General features: G+C 38.8%; 19 protein-coding genes. 15 read left to right on the forward strand and 4 right to left on the reverse strand.

The features are described from left to right. Positions 1 to 49: 49 nt before the first annotated feature. Together CVD27_RS08630 and CVD27_RS08635 are read left to right on the forward strand one after the other, a co-directional pair. A complete protein-coding gene (locus tag CVD27_RS08630) occupies positions 50 to 1,066 on the forward strand; it encodes a 4Fe-4S binding protein (RefSeq protein WP_101647496.1) in 1,017 nt (338 codons plus the stop codon). Positions 1,067 to 1,141: 75 nt separating this feature from the next. Continuing rightward, a complete protein-coding gene (locus tag CVD27_RS08635) occupies positions 1,142 to 3,109 on the forward strand; it encodes a WG repeat-containing protein (protein ID WP_101647497.1) in 1,968 nt (655 codons plus the stop codon). Between the two features lie 47 nt (positions 3,110 to 3,156). Here CVD27_RS08635 and CVD27_RS08640 read toward each other — a convergent pair whose 3' ends face one another. Next, a complete protein-coding gene (locus tag CVD27_RS08640) occupies positions 3,157 to 3,510 on the reverse strand; it encodes a hypothetical protein (RefSeq protein ID WP_101647498.1) in 354 nt (117 codons plus the stop codon). A 242-nt stretch (positions 3,511 to 3,752) separates the two neighbouring features. Between CVD27_RS08640 and CVD27_RS08645 the strand changes: the two genes are divergently transcribed. The 5 genes from CVD27_RS08645 to CVD27_RS28695 all read left to right on the forward strand — a co-directional run bounded on the left by CVD27_RS08645 (position 3,753) and on the right by CVD27_RS28695 (position 8,009). After that, entirely contained in the window at positions 3,753 to 4,592 is an 840-nt protein-coding gene (locus CVD27_RS08645) for an MBL fold metallo-hydrolase (RefSeq protein ID WP_374703056.1), read from the forward strand. A gap of 114 nt (positions 4,593 to 4,706) precedes the next feature. Then, on the forward strand, positions 4,707 to 5,006 hold the full coding sequence (locus tag CVD27_RS08650) for a DUF5658 family protein (protein WP_101647499.1): 300 nt from the start codon (positions 4,707 to 4,709) through the stop codon (positions 5,004 to 5,006). Between the two features lie 100 nt (positions 5,007 to 5,106). Further along, the gene (locus tag CVD27_RS08655; RefSeq protein WP_101647500.1) at positions 5,107 to 6,252 is read left to right on the forward strand and encodes a DEAD/DEAH box helicase; all 1,146 of its coding nucleotides are present in this window, start codon (positions 5,107 to 5,109) and stop codon (positions 6,250 to 6,252) included. Between the two features lie 97 nt (positions 6,253 to 6,349). Continuing rightward, entirely contained in the window at positions 6,350 to 7,819 is a 1,470-nt protein-coding gene (locus CVD27_RS08660; RefSeq protein ID WP_101647501.1) for an amidase family protein, read from the forward strand. 55 nt (positions 7,820 to 7,874) lie between these two features. Further along, positions 7,875 to 8,009, forward strand: coding sequence for a hypothetical protein (locus tag CVD27_RS28695; RefSeq protein ID WP_257984301.1), 135 nt, complete (start codon positions 7,875 to 7,877; stop codon positions 8,007 to 8,009). A gap of 41 nt (positions 8,010 to 8,050) precedes the next feature. Here the strand turns inward: CVD27_RS28695 and CVD27_RS08665 are convergent, their stop codons facing one another. From CVD27_RS08665 to CVD27_RS08670, 3 genes are all read right to left on the reverse strand, one after another. After that, entirely contained in the window at positions 8,051 to 9,583 is a 1,533-nt protein-coding gene (locus CVD27_RS08665) for an FAD-dependent oxidoreductase (protein WP_101647502.1), read from the reverse strand. A 149-nt stretch (positions 9,584 to 9,732) separates the two neighbouring features. Further along, positions 9,733 to 9,879, reverse strand: a complete 147-nt coding sequence (locus CVD27_RS28000; protein WP_180960203.1) for a hypothetical protein — start codon at positions 9,877 to 9,879, stop codon at positions 9,733 to 9,735. 80 nt (positions 9,880 to 9,959) lie between these two features. Then, positions 9,960 to 10,328, reverse strand: coding sequence for a DUF1360 domain-containing protein (locus CVD27_RS08670; RefSeq protein WP_101647609.1), 369 nt, complete (start codon positions 10,326 to 10,328; stop codon positions 9,960 to 9,962). Between the two features lie 144 nt (positions 10,329 to 10,472). On the opposite strand from CVD27_RS08670, the gene safA reads away from it, so the two are divergent. The 8 genes from safA to efeB all read left to right on the forward strand — a co-directional run bounded on the left by safA (position 10,473) and on the right by efeB (position 17,061). Next, a complete protein-coding gene (safA, locus tag CVD27_RS08675) occupies positions 10,473 to 11,084 on the forward strand; it encodes a SafA/ExsA family spore coat assembly protein (protein ID WP_101647503.1) in 612 nt (203 codons plus the stop codon). Between the two features lie 151 nt (positions 11,085 to 11,235). Then, positions 11,236 to 11,580, forward strand: coding sequence for a lmo0954 family membrane protein (locus CVD27_RS08680; RefSeq protein ID WP_101647504.1), 345 nt, complete (start codon positions 11,236 to 11,238; stop codon positions 11,578 to 11,580). A 36-nt stretch (positions 11,581 to 11,616) separates the two neighbouring features. Then, positions 11,617 to 12,261: a PspA/IM30 family protein gene (locus tag CVD27_RS08685; RefSeq protein ID WP_101647505.1), complete on the forward strand. Its 645-nt coding sequence runs from the start codon at positions 11,617 to 11,619 to the stop codon at positions 12,259 to 12,261. 123 nt (positions 12,262 to 12,384) lie between these two features. Beyond that, complete coding sequence (liaF, locus tag CVD27_RS08690; protein WP_101647506.1) at positions 12,385 to 13,119, forward strand: cell wall-active antibiotics response protein LiaF; 735 nt, start codon at positions 12,385 to 12,387, stop codon at positions 13,117 to 13,119. After that, positions 13,116 to 14,162, forward strand: coding sequence for a sensor histidine kinase (locus CVD27_RS08695; RefSeq protein WP_101647507.1), 1,047 nt, complete (start codon positions 13,116 to 13,118; stop codon positions 14,160 to 14,162). Before liaF ends, CVD27_RS08695 begins: the two co-directional genes overlap by 4 nt. After that, entirely contained in the window at positions 14,159 to 14,791 is a 633-nt protein-coding gene (locus tag CVD27_RS08700; RefSeq protein WP_101647508.1) for a response regulator transcription factor, read from the forward strand. The genes CVD27_RS08695 and CVD27_RS08700 overlap by 4 nt, the downstream gene beginning before the upstream one ends. 131 nt (positions 14,792 to 14,922) lie before the next feature. Next, on the forward strand, positions 14,923 to 15,771 hold the full coding sequence (gene efeO, locus CVD27_RS08705; protein WP_101647509.1) for an iron uptake system protein EfeO: 849 nt from the start codon (positions 14,923 to 14,925) through the stop codon (positions 15,769 to 15,771). After that, entirely contained in the window at positions 15,772 to 17,061 is a 1,290-nt protein-coding gene (gene efeB / locus CVD27_RS08710; protein WP_101647510.1) for an iron uptake transporter deferrochelatase/peroxidase subunit, read from the forward strand. The last annotated feature ends 30 nt before the right edge of the window (positions 17,062 to 17,091 follow it).

Raw genomic sequence — 17,091 nt, forward strand, 5'->3', positions numbered from 1 at the left:
TCCTGGCGTTCATTATAGTTAGATTATTAATGAATGGAGGAAATTATAAATGAAGTCAAAAGCTTGGTATAAGAAGCAGTTAAAACGTAAGCCTGTGCAGATCACCAGATATACTGTTCAAGCCGTGTTCTTGCTGTTTTCACTATATATAGGTCTGCAATTTTATCAATTTTACGAGCATTTTGTTACGAATGGTAAAACCCCTTTCGTCGAACGTCCATCTGCAGTAGAGGGATTTTTGCCAATCAGTGCCCTTGTCGCCCTGAAGGTTTGGCTGACCAGCGGGGATTTTGATGTCATTCATCCGGCAGGACTCGTTTTGCTCTCGTTTTTTGTTGGAGCGGGACTTCTTCTCCGAAAATCCTTTTGCAGCTGGATTTGTCCGGTAGGTACCGCAAATGAACTCATTGCCTGGGTTGGAAGAAAAATCTTTAAAAAGAACTTTGACATGCCCATGTGGCTTGTCTGGCTATTAACGCCTATAAAGTATGTTCTATTACTATTTCTTATTGGTATGGTTATTCAAATGGATATCTTTAGTGCCAAAAGTTTTTTGGTTGATAACTATAATAAGGTTTCAGATGTTAAAATGCTGCTCTTATTCTTAAACATTAGTGGATTTACTTTGAAGTTTCTTATTGTTATTTTCATTTTATCTTTATTGTTTAGAAACTTTTGGTGCCGATTCTTATGCCCTTATGGTGCAATCATTGGACTAGGCTCCATTTTCAGGATGACAAAAATTGTAAGAAATGATGACTCATGTACAGATTGTGAGATGTGTACTAAGGTCTGCCCTCAGCGGTTAAAGGTTCATAAAATGGAAAAGGTTACTTCTCTTAATTGCTCAGCTTGTATATCTTGTGTAGAGGCATGTCCGATAAAGGACACATTGAATATGACCGTTGCAAGAAAGAAGGTAAATAAGTGGTTTGTTCCTGTGACGTTCTTTGTTTTCTTCTTCTTGGTGATTGGAGTGGCAATAATAACTGGCCACTGGAATACGATTATTACATACGAGGAATGGAAACAATTAATTCCTGATGCCCGTTATATCGGTCATTAATTTGAAATAAAAATCCTTCATTACACACACGCCCAACATTTTCATATATATATTAAAAAAAATGGGTGGGAAACAATGAGTGGTTTAAATCGAGAGGTAATGCTTGTAATGCCTTACCTCCCTGCTGGAGCAGAAATCTTATATCACAACAATCAAGCCCTCATAAAATGGGGAGACCTGGATGGCGATGGAATAAATGAAGTCTTCGGCATTTATCGTTATAATCAGGGGCAGTATTTATTTGTTTTAAAGAATACGTATGGTTCTTATTTATCGTATTTTCCCGTTACAAAGGCAGTTGAGAAAAGGGCTGTACGAATGCTTCATGAATCTTTTGAATTAAGAGCTGTTTATTTATTCCCAGCTGCTATTAGGGAAATTGGAGGCACGAAATGGGGATATATCAATGCGAAAGGTTTTTTTAAGCTTCCCCCTATCTATGACAAAGCGGAGGATTTTCAAGACAATGATTTAGCGGTTGTCGGGCTATTGGATAAAGCCGGGATCATCAATGAAAAAGGGTATTTTATTGTTAGCCCCAAATATGATACGATTGAGCCCTTTTCAGAAGGCCGTTCAATTGTTAATGATGGTGAAGGATTCAAGGTGATTGATGAGAGCGGTAAAGAGATTACCGAAAGGGCCTACTCTGTGATTGGAACGGAATATAAAGAGGGACGCGTTGAAGCGGCTGAAACTGATGAGCAAGGAAATTATCAATATGGGTATTTAAATAAAAGAGGAAAAGTGGTTATTGCGACTATCTATGAATCCGCCAGTGAATTTACAGAAGGAAAAGCTGTCGTCAAATCTAAGGGAGGTCAGTATCAATTAATTGATCTGACAGGGAAGGTATTGCATACCTATCCATATGCATGGGTAGGCAATTATGGTGAAAATCTACTTTCCTTTAAGAAAAGTAACGATGGGAAATATGGTTATATCGATGTGAAAGGACACATTGTCATAGAGCCAAAGTTTACAAATGCCGATCGATTTATAGATGGTCGTGCCATCGTCAGTATAGAAATTAATCGTAATGAGAAATATGGAATTATCCATTCTAAAGGACTTTTTGTGTTGAAAGCTAATTATAACCAAATTTTGTATTTGGGAGAAAAACGCTATGCCATTGGGAAGGAGATTGACCCTAAACAGGCATGTATGCGCTCTGTTTTTGCAGTGTCTGATCATGAAGGCCGTATCTTGTCCGGTTTTATTTTTCGAGAAATCGGACTCTTTCACGACGGAATTGCGTCTGTCTCCGATGATCAGCATACCTACTTTATAGATAATCAGGGGCACAAACTGAACCATCTTCCTCAAGTAAGCGGAAGCGGGTCGCTAAGCTTTGATAAGACTCTTATCAAAGGCGATATTGACCATCGTTTGATCTATTTTAATCAAAATAATCAGTTGATTTGGGAACAGACCAACATTCTTACATTAAATAGCAAATATGCAGTCGCAGAACATAAATATAAGCCCAATTATGATTATCTTGTTTATTATCCTGAGATTAAGGGGATGGACCATCCAGCCCAAGTAAATAAAATATTAAAGGAAATGGCAGGGGTAAAACAGGTACCTTCCACCCCGTTGGAGTTCAATTATACAGGAGATTATGAGATTACCTATTTCAGGAAAAATTTATTGGTAATGGAACTAGTAGGGTATAACTATCCGTTTTGTGCTGCCCACGGTATGCCAATAAAAAAATACGCTCATATAAACCTTAAAACTGGCAGAGTGTATCAATTAAAAGATCTTTTTAAATCTGGGAGCCTTTATGTGAAGGTTATTAGTGATTTTATTGAGAAACAAATAAAAAGTAATGATCAGTATTCATATATCTTTCCAAATGAGTTCCATGGAATCCAAGCGAATCAGCCATTTTTTATAGATGAAAAAGGTTTAAATGTCTTTTTTAACCCTTATGATATTGCTCCTTATGCAGCTGGTTTTCCGACATTTACAATCCCTTTTGGAGAACTTAAAGCATTTCTGGATGTTAACGGAGAATTTTGGAGGGCTTTTCAATAAAAAATAAAAAGCGTGTATCCTGAAAGGATATACGCTCATTTTTTTATCTAGAGTTTTTTTCTCCTAAAAACTAACCAATAGAAGCTGAGACCGATAAATAAGAAAAGACATACAGCTGCAGGAACAACGTATTCTTTAAATGAAGGATCAGTACTTTGGTTTTTATTCATAAGCAAAACAGCATTTTCTGTCTCATTATTGGTGTGTTTTGTGTCTGTAGCTTGTATATTAGAATTCTTATTTGAGACTGTCACCAGAGTTAATGTTGAATTATTATGAATCGATTCTGTCTGAACAAAATCAAATTTAGGAGTGTATTTTTCTGAATGTGTATAAGCAAACCCATTTGTTCCAGATAGAAAGAACAAAAACAATGCGATAAGTGCAATTCTGCTAAACATCATATTCAACTCCAATATATTGTAATCCTGATGTATATTCTATCATCAATTACACACGTTTAAATCGAATTACCGATAATGTTCACAAACCTTTCGAATTTACTACCATTCAACTTATTAGATACTTATTTACTTTATTTAGAACATAAATGTTTGTTATAATGTTTTTAATGTGTTGTATTTTGCGGAAGTCATAAATTTGCCTCCTAAGTTTAATAATAATCAGAAAAGGGGGTATTTCATTGGAACAGCCACAAGATAGTAAATTTGAAGAATCCTTTCTTCCAATGACATCCATTGGGAGTGGAATGGGCGTTTCTGTACTTCCAGATGTATATTGTTACACTGATCAAATCGTCAATCTTGTCGTGGTAGGAACACCTTATGAATTTGTTTTAATTGACACAGGCATGCCAAAATCGGCAGAACAAATAAAGGACATGATAAAAGAGCGCTTTGGAGAAAACGCCGTACCAAAGGCGATTATTCTAACACATGGGCATTTCGATCATGTCGGGTCCATCGTGTCTATATTAGAGGATTGGGAAATCCCAGTCTATGCCCATGACGATGAACTTCCGTATCTAACAGGGAAAAAGGATTATCCCCCTGGGGACCCAAATGTGGACCACGGACTGGTAGCCAAAATGTCTCCGATGTTTCCTAACCATGGAATTGACATTAGTAAGCATGTCCATCCGCTTCCAAGTGATGGAACAGTTCCTCATATGAATGGCTGGAAATGGATACATACCCCTGGTCATACGCCAGGCCATATTTCTTTATTCCGTGAACAAGACAGAACGTTAATTGCGGGGGATGCCTTTGTCACCGTTAAACAGGAGTCCCTTTATAAAGTCATAACACAAACAAAGGAAATTAGCGGCCCTCCGAGATACTATACAACTGATTGGGATGCTGCTTATGAGTCAGTAAAAAAATTGGAGGCACTGAAGCCAAAAGTAGCTGTTACGGGACATGGGATTCCAATAAGCGGAGAGGAACTTTCCAAGGATCTTCAGTATTTAGTCGTTCATTTTGATGAAATTGCTAAGCCTGAAAGTGGGAGATTTGTAAATTAGGCTGCTTTAATCAGCAGCCATTTCATTTGAATTGCTTGTTCGTAATAAAGAATGTATTGGGGTATATATATTTAGAAAGAATGGTGTGTATTAGTATGCATTGAAGGAGGATTTATGAAACCCTGTATTTTTTTGATCGCTGCTTGTTTAATGGATGCTGTCTTAACACATTTTGGTATCTCCTCAGGGTTCATTGAAGAAGGGAACCCGATGATGAGAGAAGTCATTGCTACAGGCTGGACCTATTTTTATCTTATTAAGATTTTGCTGCCGCTTGTTCTGCTTGGTTTATTTTATTTAAGACCTTTTAAGGGAAGAATTCGAACGCTGCTTATTTCAACCTGTATTTTATATTTATCGGTCCTTGCTTATCACATGGTATGGATTGTCCTCTACCTAAATACTTCAACATAATTCCAAACTAGACACCTTAAGAATAATAAGATAGTATCAATACGATATCGAATTACAAATAATAAAGTAAAAATTGATTTAGATATAGAAGGAGTACACAATGTTAAACACTTTACAACCGTTTCTACAGGAAGCATGGCAAAAGTCGGGCTTTCAAGCACCAACATCCATCCAAGAAACAGCCGTTCCTCTTATACTTGAAGGAAAAGATGTAATTGCCGAGTCGCCGACAGGGACAGGGAAGACACTTGCTTATTTGCTCCCTTTATTAAATAAAATCGAGAGTAATACACCTTCCTTGCAGGCTGTTGTACTAGCTTCTTCGCAAGAGCTTGTTATGCAGGTTTATCAAGTATTCCAAAAGTGGTCGGAAGGAAGCGGCATTAGAGGTACCTCCATTATTGGCGGGGCGAACTTAAAACGGCAGCTTGAAAAATTAAAGAAGAGACCGCATGTAATTTTTGCTACACCTGGTCGTTTATTAGAGTTAATTAAGCAAAAAAAGGTGAAAATGCACGAGGTTAAAACGGTAGTTCTTGATGAAGGCGATCAGTTGTTAATTCCGGAGCATGTAAAGAATGTTAAGCAAATCATTAAATCGACAATGGCTGACCGGCAAGTCATATTATTTTCAGCCACTATGAAACAGGCAACAGAAAAGTTAGCTAAGGAATTGGCTAAAGAACCTGAGGTATTGCGAATTGAAAAAGACGAGATCGCCTCTTCAGGAGAGGTAGAACATATCTATTTTTTATGTGAGCAAAGGGATAAAATTAAGCTCCTAGAAAAAATTGCTCGTTTAGAGAAAAGTAAATCCTTAGCTTTTATTAATGATATAGGTGAGATTCAGGTATTTAAAGAAAAATTGTTGTTTAAAGAGTTATCTATTGGCATTCTCCATAGTGATATGAAAAAGTTAGAACGTCAGGCAGCTTTAAAGGATTTTCGTGATGGAAAGATGAAAATGCTAATTGCTACAGATATTGCTGCCCGAGGGTTAGATATTCAGGGAGTAAGCCATGTTGTTCAGATAGACTTTCCGAAGGATATTAGCCAATATGTACACAGAGCTGGAAGGACGGGAAGAATGGGGGCTAATGGTACCGTCATTTCATTAGTAACCGAGCGTGAAGAACGGGAACTAAAGCGCTTTTGCCGTGAATTACAAATTCCGCTCCATAAAAGAGTCTTTTACCAAGGGAAAATTGTGGCGGAGGAACAAAGAAGGCAACAGCTTAAAAAGTAAGATGAAAGCAGTGGTATATTCCACTGCTTATTTTCATGAGAAAAAAGGATTTATGGGGGTTACACTTGAACTATAGTGAGAATAGGGGGGACAATTCATGCATGATTCGAAATTGAAAAAACTTTATGATGAGTGGCTTGAGGAGGCAGCCATCAGAGAGATGCAAGAAAAATTAACGAGCGGTGAACTAACTTCAAAAGAGCTTGTGCTCTTGTATTTGAAGAGAATATCTGTTTTTGACATAGAAATTCATTCCGTCCTTGAGATTAATCCCGATGCCATACATATCGCAGAAGCCCTTGACGCAGAACGGAAACACTCTGGACCGCGCAGTCTGTTACATGGAATCCCCATTTTAATCAAAGATAATATTGATACGAACGACAAGATGCATACGAGTGCAGGTTCATTGGCGTTAAAGGATTCCATTGCTTTGGAGGATTCGGCAGTGGCAAGACAGCTGCGTCAAGCAGGAGCTGTTATACTTGGGAAAACCAATATGACAGAATGGGCCAATTTCATGGCCTATGGAATGAAAAGTGGTTATAGCTCCAGAGGCGGTCAGGTGCTTAATCCGTATGGACCTGGAAAATTTGATGTTGGCGGGTCTAGTTCAGGTTCTGGAGCGGCGATTGCTGCTAATTTTGCTGCTGCTGCTGTCGGGACGGAAACCTCTGGTTCCATCTTGAATCCTGCTTGCCAAAACTCTTTAGTTGGCATAAAGCCAACTGTTGGTTTAATCAGCAGGAGAGGGATTATTCCTATTGCTCATACTCAAGATACAGCTGGCCCAATGGCAAGGTCAGTGGAAGATGCTGCTATTTTACTGACGGCTCTATGTGGAAGTGATGAACGTGATGCAATTACCCAAACCAACCCCTTAATAGGGATTGACTTTACAGCATTCCTTCGAAAAGATGGACTGAAGGGGAAGAAAATCGGTATCGCTACGGAAGGATTCATTGAGCTGTTAGAAAAGGATAAGGCAGATGTGGTTATGACCGCATTAGAGAAATTGAAAAGCTCAGAAGCTGAAGTAATAGAGGATATCTCCATTCCTTCTGTTAAAGCCGAATGGAAGTATGATGTTTTAACATATGAATTTAAACCGGATTTAAATGCTTATTTTAGTAAACTGCATCTATCGATTCCGATTAGAACGCTGGCTGATTTGATTGAATTTAATAATAAAAATAGAGAAAAAATGCTAAAATATGGACAAGCTGTCCTTGAAGAAGCAGAAGAAACTAGTGGATCACTTACCGAACAAGCTTATATTGATGCATTAGAGTTTGATCTATATCATTCAACCAAACAAGGAATTGATTTTGCACTAGAAAAAGATAATCTTGATGTCATTGTTTTACCAAGTGATGAAGGATCACACATCAGTGCAAAAGCTGGTTATCCAACCATAACCGTTCCGATTGGATACACGTTAAAAGGTGAACCGGTTGGCTTATCAATTGCTGGAACTGCCTATAGTGAACCTGTCTTAATTGAAATTGCTTATGCCTTTGAACAAATGACCGGACATCGGAGAGCGCCGTTTTTAGTACAGGAATAGGGGCAATCTGTTTCATCCATACTATTAATGATTTTCTTGAAAAGGAGATGGTAGTGTGGGTAAACAGAAACTTGGTAATGCCAATGCTCAGCGTAATAATAACCGTAAAAAGGGCATGAAAGACAGTGCAGAATTAGTGGAATTTACTACTGGTGAAGAATTAAAACGGAACCGTCCAAATAGCAAATAAATAAAGTAACGCCTCCTTGTGAAAGGAGGCGTTTTTTTAGATTACCCTTTTTTAAGTAATCCCAATGGTTTATTCGTAGGACCCTCAATCACATCGCCTGCATACGAATAACGAGACCCATGGCAAGGGCAGTCCCAAGATTTTTCTGCATGATTCCATTCACATTCACACCCAAGATGGGTACATGTCGTATCAACAATATAGAGTTTGCCATTCTCGTCCTTATAGGCTCCTGCTCTTTTGCCTCGATACATGACAACAGAACCTTCACCATCCTGTAAATCTTCCGGAATCTTTTCAACAATTTCAAGCTTTCCCTTTAGTAAGTGTTTGGCAACATCGGCATTCGTAGAAAGGACTTCCTTTAAATCCGGATCTGCTTGGAAGCGTGATGGGGAGTATAATTCTGCAAAGCGATTTGTTCCGCCAACAATATAATCTTTCAAAATGTGCCCTGCTAAAATACCGGTTGTCATCCCCCATTTTTTATAACCTGTTGCAACTAAAACGTTCTTTCGTTCAGCCGTGTAGGGGCCGATATAAGGCATTTTATCTAAGGTAACATTATCTTGGGCAGACCACCGATAGTGGTATTCCTTTACTCCAAAAACCTCTTCTGCAAAGGTTTGAAGCTCTTCAAAGTGCTTTAAGGTATCAACACCCTGACCTGTTTTGTGGTTTTCACCGCCAATGATCAGTAAATTTTCACCATTATCCAGCGGGGTAAAGCGAATTGAACGTGATGGACTGTCCGCACTTATATACATACCGCCGGGATATTCTTGAGTGGTCTTAATCCCAATTGCGTAAGAACGATCCGCATACATTCTTGCAAAATAAAGACCAGGTTTATCGTAGAAAGGAAAATGGGAAGCAATGATAACATGTTTAGCTGTCACCTTTTTTCCATCCTTTGTAACCACCTTTGGCTCTTGATGGTCATCTTCAATATCATCAGCAACTGTATTTTCATAAACTAAGCAGCCAGCTTGTAGGGCTTCTTCCAAGATTGCTTTTAAAAACTTTAATGGATGAAACTGTGCTTGATTACTCATCATTAGAGCGGCTTTTGCTGGTATTTTAAATGGAATCGAATCTTTCAAGGCTCCGTCAATATCAAGAGTTTTGTAAGCCTCCCACTCTGTCTTTAGCTTTTCGTCATATTCATCCGTTGTAGCATACACATAGGCATCCTGCTTACTGAAATCACAATCAATCCCATTCTCTTTCACCGTATTTTCTACAAACTGAACGGCTTGCATCATGGATTCGTAATACATTCTCGTTTTTTCTTTGCCAAAATGATTAATAAACTCATCGTAAATTAACCCGTGTTGAGCTGTTAATTTTGCTGTTGTATGTCCTGTTGTTCCGTTTAAGATTCCTCCCGCTTCAAGGATGGCTGTTTTTTTCCCTGCTTTAGCCAGCAGGTAGGCAGCGATAATCCCTGTTATACCAGCACCAACAATCGCTACATCAACATTTATATCCTGATCCAATGTCTTAAAATTTGGAAGATCGATTTCACGCCAATAGGTTCGAGGAAACCTTTGGCTGTTTTCAGATAAACTCATATGTATTCCTCCACTTCAAAATAATCACATGTTTAATTTTTCCTAAAATGAAAAAATCATGTGAGAATGCCGTGGAGAACTTAATTTAATAAAAAAACCCGCCGATTAGCGAGTCGTGAGGATTAAAAAATGATTTATCCGGAGGGATGCTACAAAGAATCTTGATCAGATTTGACTTGATCAATCCGTTTGGTGTCGTCAGAATCCAGACCCTGGCGTAAGAAATAAATAAAGGTTCCACCTGCAATACCAAGACAAAGGACAAAACCGATGGTTGTAATCCACCAAATTGCCATTGGAAATCCCCCTTTACATATGCATAACTCCCAAGCTTATCTAAATATATGCGCAGGGGGGACTAATTTTTCCTTTATTCTTACGTTTTGTTTCTGTCTTTTTTATGAAGCTCAGAATAATAATCCACCTTTTTTATATTTACTCCGACAAAGGTTTCGATAATCGATTGGCCGCCAGCAATGGAGAAAATTAAAATAATGACAAGAGTGACCTTAGGAAAAAGCAGGTAGCCTCCGCCTAGTAAAATAGCACTCCAAACACCTGCGCACCAATAACATTTTAATAAGTAGCCAAACATGGAAGTGGGGACTTCTTTTATAGTGGTTCCCTCATTCGTTTCAATCTTGACCTTTTTGACAAATGGTCTTCGGATGAATTCGGTGATCTTATCAAAAACAATTAAATGGGTTAATCGGTAACTTGCTAAAATTAGCATGATAAAAGTCATCCACGAAATATCTGTCACATTAAGTCCTCCATAGACTATTTAATTTGTTGTACCCAAAATCATCCAAAAAGAAATATTGAAATTTTTTTCTGCCTGTATATTTTGAGCCGGAAATCAAAATTATATATCGAGGAGGCGAATAAAATGAAAAAATCTTTTTGGTTTAGTTTTCTGTTCTTACTATCTCTTTTCTGCATTCCAAGTGTCTCTTTTGCGCAACAAATTTACACTGTTCAGTCTGGTGACTCACTTTGGAAGATTGCTGTCAGGTATCAAGTGGGGATTAGTGAACTCATCTCTGCAAACCCGCAATTTAAGAATCCAAATTTGATTTATCCTGGCCAAAAGGTAACTATACCTGATTTAAGCGGTGTCAAATCAATTGAAAATCAGGTAATCCAGCTAACAAATCAGGAACGTGCAAAAAATGGATTACCAGCTATGACAGCAGATTGGGAACTTTCACGTGTTGCCCGCTACAAAGCTATGGATATGAGGGACAAAAATTATTTCAGTCATACTAGTCCTACGTACGGCAGCCCATTTACGATGATGAAGAATTTTGGTATTTCCTATCGTTCAGCGGCGGAAAATATTGCTGCAGGACAGACAACCCCACAATCTGTGGTACAGGCATGGATGAATAGCTCAGGTCACAGGGCCAATATCTTAAGTTCTAATACTCGAATTGGGGTTGGTTACGCTAAGGGCGGCTCATACGGGCATTACTGGGTACAAATGTTTATTTCAAAATAATGCAGCCAAGGGTCAGTTTCTTAAGCTATTGCTTAAGAGGCTGACCCTTTCTACGTCTTAAGACTGATAGCAAAATCAAGCTTAGGCGCAATTTTGAAGGCAAAGAAAAATAGGTAAGATGAAAACAAGAAAAGAAAGGAGTGAAACAAAGATGAAAAAATTTGGTTTACTGTTAGCTGGAGGTATTGCGGCATTCATCCTGCTATCAACCATCGGTCCGATGGTAGGGCTAGCAATTAGTTTAGTCCTGTTATATTTCATCTTTAGACAATTTTTAAAGACAAAGTCATTGGGAGGAAAAATTGGCTGGGGTATTATTGGCTTTATTGTCCTGATGGCCTCTATCCACAATCTACCGGCAATCATTGGCCTAGCGGCAGCTTACGTTCTTTTCCTTGTTTATAAAAAGTGGAACGGGAGTAAGTTTGACAAAAGAAAAGAAGAAGATCCATTTATGAATTTTGAAAAACAGTGGAATGAAATAAAACATTATTAATAATAAAAAAATTAATTTTATAAGGAGAGAATAATCATGACAAACCTATTTACAAGAATTAAAAATACAATTACAGCTGATATTCATGAGGCACTTGACCAAAAGGAAAAGAAAAACCCAATTGCTATGCTGAACCAATATCTTCGCGAGTGTGAGCAGGAAACTGAAAAGGTAAGAAAACTCTTGCAGCGGCAATATACTTTAAAGGATGAATTTACGAGGGAATATCATCAGGCTGAAGAGTTAGCCAACAAAAGAAAGTATCAAGCAGAAATTGCTTCAAAAGCTGGGGAATCCTCATTATACCATTTTGCTTCGGCTGAGCATCAGCAATATGCGGAACGGGTCAGTCGTATTAAAGCATCTCTTGAACAAGTGAACGGGCAGCTTGGAGATTTAGAAAGAAAATATGAGGAAATGAAGCACAAACTAAAAGATATGCACTTGCGCCGAATGGAATTAATGGGCCGTGAGAATATTACCCGTGCGAATCTTCGAATTAACCACGTACTGGAGGCCGATGGATACTCTGATCAATCTTACTCAAAATTTAAGGAAATTGAAAACTATCTCGATCGGCTTGAACATCAGGTAAATAGCTCCTTTTACCGCCACACTATTGATGCTAAGATTGCACAATTAGAAAAAGAGATGAATTTAGAAGAAAGCAAGTCCATTTAGTGAAAAAAATGGTATTCTATAAGAAAAGCGGAATTTCAGGATTAAATTGACAGTTTGAAGAGCCGGTTAATGAAGGCGTAGTCCATCTGCGCCTTTTATCTGTATAAAAAGGGAGGGTGGCCAATGTTTAAAAATGCAAAAAATGATTATCTGGGATGGTTGGTTATTTTCGGAATTGTAATCCTGCTCTTGGAGATTTTATTTTTTAACAGAGGGCTGATATTCTCTCTTTTTATTGCAGGCGGTATGATTTATCTAGGCCGAAAGAAATCCGGCAAAAAGATAGGCAGAGTTCTTTTCATCGCTGGGACAATTTTTTTTATTCTTAGTCTCGTCAATATGATGACTTTTAAATTTTTATTGTTAGCTATTTTATTGCACTTTTTCATTCAATATATTAATACAAAAAAACAGCCTAAAAAAATATCACCTGAATTGGTTTCTACTGAATCTACAGAGACACAAGAAACATTGATTAGTTCTGAACCGTTGTTTAATAATATCCTCCTTGGTCAGCAAAAAACGCCGCATGGTGTTTATGACTGGAATGATGTAAACATTCAGACTGGGATTGGGGATACAGTGATCGACTTGAGTTATACAATGCTTCCTAAGGGTGAAGCGATAATATTCATTCGGAATATTGTTGGGAATATTCAGATTCTTGTTCCTTACGAAACAGAAGTAAGTATTCACCATTCCGGTGTCATGGGGTCGACTAAAGTTTTCGGCAATTATGGAGGGAAGATTTTCAATCAGGTATTCCATCTAAAAACCCCCGGCTATGAAACGTCCGAGACAAAGGTGAAAATTGTGACATCGCTTGTGGTCGGAAATTTAGAGGTGAGCCGGATATGAGTTCAACCCAACGGCAAATAGTCTGGAATATTTCGTTTTGCTTTTTTATAGCATTAGTCATTGGAGCGATATTAATATATGTGTTTCCATTAGGAAATTGGTCGGAATTATGGACAAGACATTTCATGAATATTCCGATTGGCGTTTTTGTTCCTGTCTTCAGCATTGCAATAGGGATATTGTTAGGAGGAGTTTCAGGCCTTTTTTGGCGAAATCAGTTACTGTCCATTGAACAATCTTTGCATCAGTTAGAGGAAGGCAGACAAATCGAGGCGAAGGAGAAACCATCTGTTACCGAAATACAGGCCATTGCCAAACGAATCGAGAACATTGGCAAACAAATGTCAGAACAGGCAAAGTTATCCCAGCGTTTAGCCACTGAAAAGGTAGAAGGGCAAGAGGAGAGAATCCAGCAAATCATCGAGCAGGAGCGGAACCGCTTGGCCAGGGAATTACATGATTCCGTTAGTCAGCAATTATTTGCGGCCTCGATGATGATGTCTGCGATTAATGAAACAAAAAGCCAATCGGAAGATGACCGTGATTCCAAACAATTAAAAATTGTTGAAGAAATGATCCACCAATCCCAGTTAGAGATGCGGGCACTCCTTTTACACCTGCGTCCGGTTGCATTAAAGAATAAAACACTGCAAGAAGGAATTGAGGAACTCTTAATCGAATTATCTCAAAAGGTAACAATGGATATTAAATGGAAAGTAGAGGATTTTCCATTAGATAAAGGCGTAGAGGATCATTTATTCCGAATTCTGCAGGAGTCTGTCTCCAATACCCTCAGGCACTCAAAAGCCAGTGAATTTGAGGTTTTATTAATAAAACGGGATGACCTGGTTATTCTTAGAATTGTCGATGACGGAATCGGCTTTGAAGTGAATGAAATGAAAGCAGGCTCTTATGGAATGCAAAATATGCATGAACGAGCAGTTGAAATTGGCGGCACGTTAAAAGTAGTAAGTGTAAAAAATAAAGGAACAAGACTGGAAGTGAAGGTTCCGGTGACGATTAATGGAGATGGTGTGAAATGATAAGAGTATTGTTTGTCGATGACCATGAGATGGTAAGAATCGGGGTATCTGCATACCTCTCAGCGCAGCAGGATATTGAAGTGGTGGGGGAAGCTGATAATGGAAAAAAGGGAGTGGAACTCGCTTTAGCATTACGCCCTGACATTATTTTAATGGACCTGGTTATGAAAGAAATGGATGGGATTGAAGCAACTCGGCAAATTATTGAAGAATGGCCTGAGGCTAAAGTAATTATCGTGACAAGCTTTTTGGATGATGAAAAAGTATATCCGGCCCTTGAAGCCGGTGCGACGAGCTATATGCTGAAAACCTCTAAGGCAAGTGAAATTGCTGATGCTGTCCGGGCTACCTATCATGGTCAATCGGTCCTTGAACCTGAAGTCACCGGGAAAATGATGGTTAAAATGCGTCAAAAAAATACTCATCTGCCACATGAAGACCTAACAAGCCGGGAACTAGAGATTCTCTTATTAATGGCTGAGGGGAAAACAAATCAGGATATAGCAGATGAATTATTTATCGCATTAAAAACAGTAAAAACCCATGTCAGCAATATTTTAAGCAAACTAAATGTCCAAGACCGCACTCAAGCGGTTATCTATGCTTTTAAACATTCCCTAATCAAATAATTCATTAGCCTCCCAAAACTTGGGAGGTTTTTTATTTTTAAAAAAATGATTGAAAATTATTCTCAATTGCTGTTATTATAATAATAATGAAAATCATTCTCACTACTATTCTACTTGGAGGAAACTCATATATGAAATTACATAAATTATCCGGTGTTGTTCTATTATCTAGCAGTCTGCTATTTGGCTGTTCCAATCAGGAGCAAGCTGCGTCTACAGAGAAAGTAAAAGAAACCAAAAGCACTTCAACAGATTCTTTAAAAGGGGTTACAACTGACTATAGAAACTATGCGATAAATGAGATTGAAGAATTTGTTAAGGCAACAGAGGCATTTACAACGGCCGTTAAAAGCGGTGAGATTGAGAAAGCAAAACAGCTTTATGGACCAGCACGCATGCACTATGAACGTGCAGAACCGATCGCAGAAAGCTTTGGTGACCTCGACCCTAAAATTGATGCACGCGAAGGTGATGTCCCTGAAGCGGAATGGGGCGGATACCACCGAATCGAAAAAGGATTGTGGATGGAAAACACAACAAAAGGTTATGAACAAATGGCTGACCAGCTGATGAAAGATGTTAATTTATTGCGTGCAAAGGTAGATACAGTTGATGTTACACCGGATTTATTAATTACAGGAGCGGTGGACCTCTTAAATGAAGTTTCCACTTCAAAAGTAACTGGAGAAGAGGACCGCTACTCACATACCGATCTATATGACTTTGCTGCAAACGTGGAAGGAGCGGAGAAAATTTATCAACTCCTCCAACCTGCATTAGAGAAAAAAGATAAGGATGTTTCAAAAGAAATACAGGACCGCTTTAATGATGTTTATAGCCTGCTAAACCAGCATAAAAACGGTGACGGCTACAAGTTATATACAGAATTGACAGAAGCACAAGTAAAAGAACTCAGCCAAGCCATCGATGCTCTTGCAGAGCCTTTATCTCAAATTGGTATTATAACGGAGGCGTCTTAATTGACAAAGAATCCAAACAGCTTAGAGGTATTAACTGAAAAAAAGGTTTCAAGACGGGAGATCCTTAAAACCGCAGGAATCGGCGGCGTCGGGGTGATTTTAGGAGCATCTGGTCTTGGTGGTGTCCTTTCACTAAAGGAAAGTAAGGCATCAGGCCCTGAATCGCATCAAGAGATCGTCCCTTTTTACGGGAAACACCAGAGTGGGATTACCACAAAAACACAAAATCATGTTTATTTTGTTTCCTTAGATGTTACAACTTCTAAAAAAGAAGACTTGGCTAAATTGTTTAAGGAATGGACCAAGGCGGCTGCATTGATGACTGCGGGGAAGGCAGTCGGTGAACTTTCAAGCAATGAATTTTTACCTCCAGAAGATACGGGAGAAGCCGCGGGGCTGTCGCCATCAAATTTAACCATTACGTTTGGAGTCGGTCCCAGTCTTTTTGTAAAGGACAATCAAGATCGTTTTGGATTCAAACATAAGCAGCCGAAGGAATTAGTGGATCTTCCGGCATTCCCTCTTGACGCTTTAGAAGAGGAATGGACCGGAGGAGACCTTTGTATCCAAGCATGTGCCGATGATTTGCAGGTAGCCTTCCATGCAGTTAGAAATCTAATCCGGATTGCTAGAGGAAAAGCAACCTTACGCTGGGCCCAAACAGGTTTCCAGCGTACCAAGCAGGCAGATCCCAAAAATGAAACACCTAGAAACCTTTTTGGCTTCAAAGATGGTACAGTTAACCCAGATGTTAATAGTGATAAACAGTTGAACCAGCAAGTATGGGTTCAGCCTGGGGACGGTCCCGATTGGCTTGTTAATGGCAGTTATCTTGTGGTTCGCCGAATTCAAATGTTTATCGAGGTTTGGGATCGCACCAATTTGCGTGAGCAAGAAAATACATTCGGCCGCTATCGAGAGAGCGGTGCTCCCTTAGGGCAAAAAAATGAATTGGATAAACCGGATTTTACACATAAAAAAGAAAATGGTGAGGATTTCATTCCTGTTAATTCCCATGTACGCTTATCTCATGGAGATGGAACACAGCAGATACTCCGCCGGGCATATTCGTATTCGGATGGGATGGATTTAAAAACAGGAAGCTTTGATGCCGGTCTTTTATTTTTAGGTTTTCAGCGTACACCAAGTAAACAATTTATCCCGATTCAAAACAGGTTAGCAAAGATGGATAAATTAAATGAGTATACCTCCCATCGTGGAAGTGCTATTTTTGCTTGTTTACCTGGTGCTAAACAGGGCGGTTTTATAGGAGAAACACTTTTTATGTAACTAGTGGTTCTCTTTTTAAAGAGGAGAGAG

This window comes from Neobacillus cucumis (genome assembly GCF_002860255.1).
Taxonomy (GTDB): Bacteria; Bacillota; Bacilli; order Bacillales; family Cytobacillaceae; genus Neobacillus; species Neobacillus cucumis_A.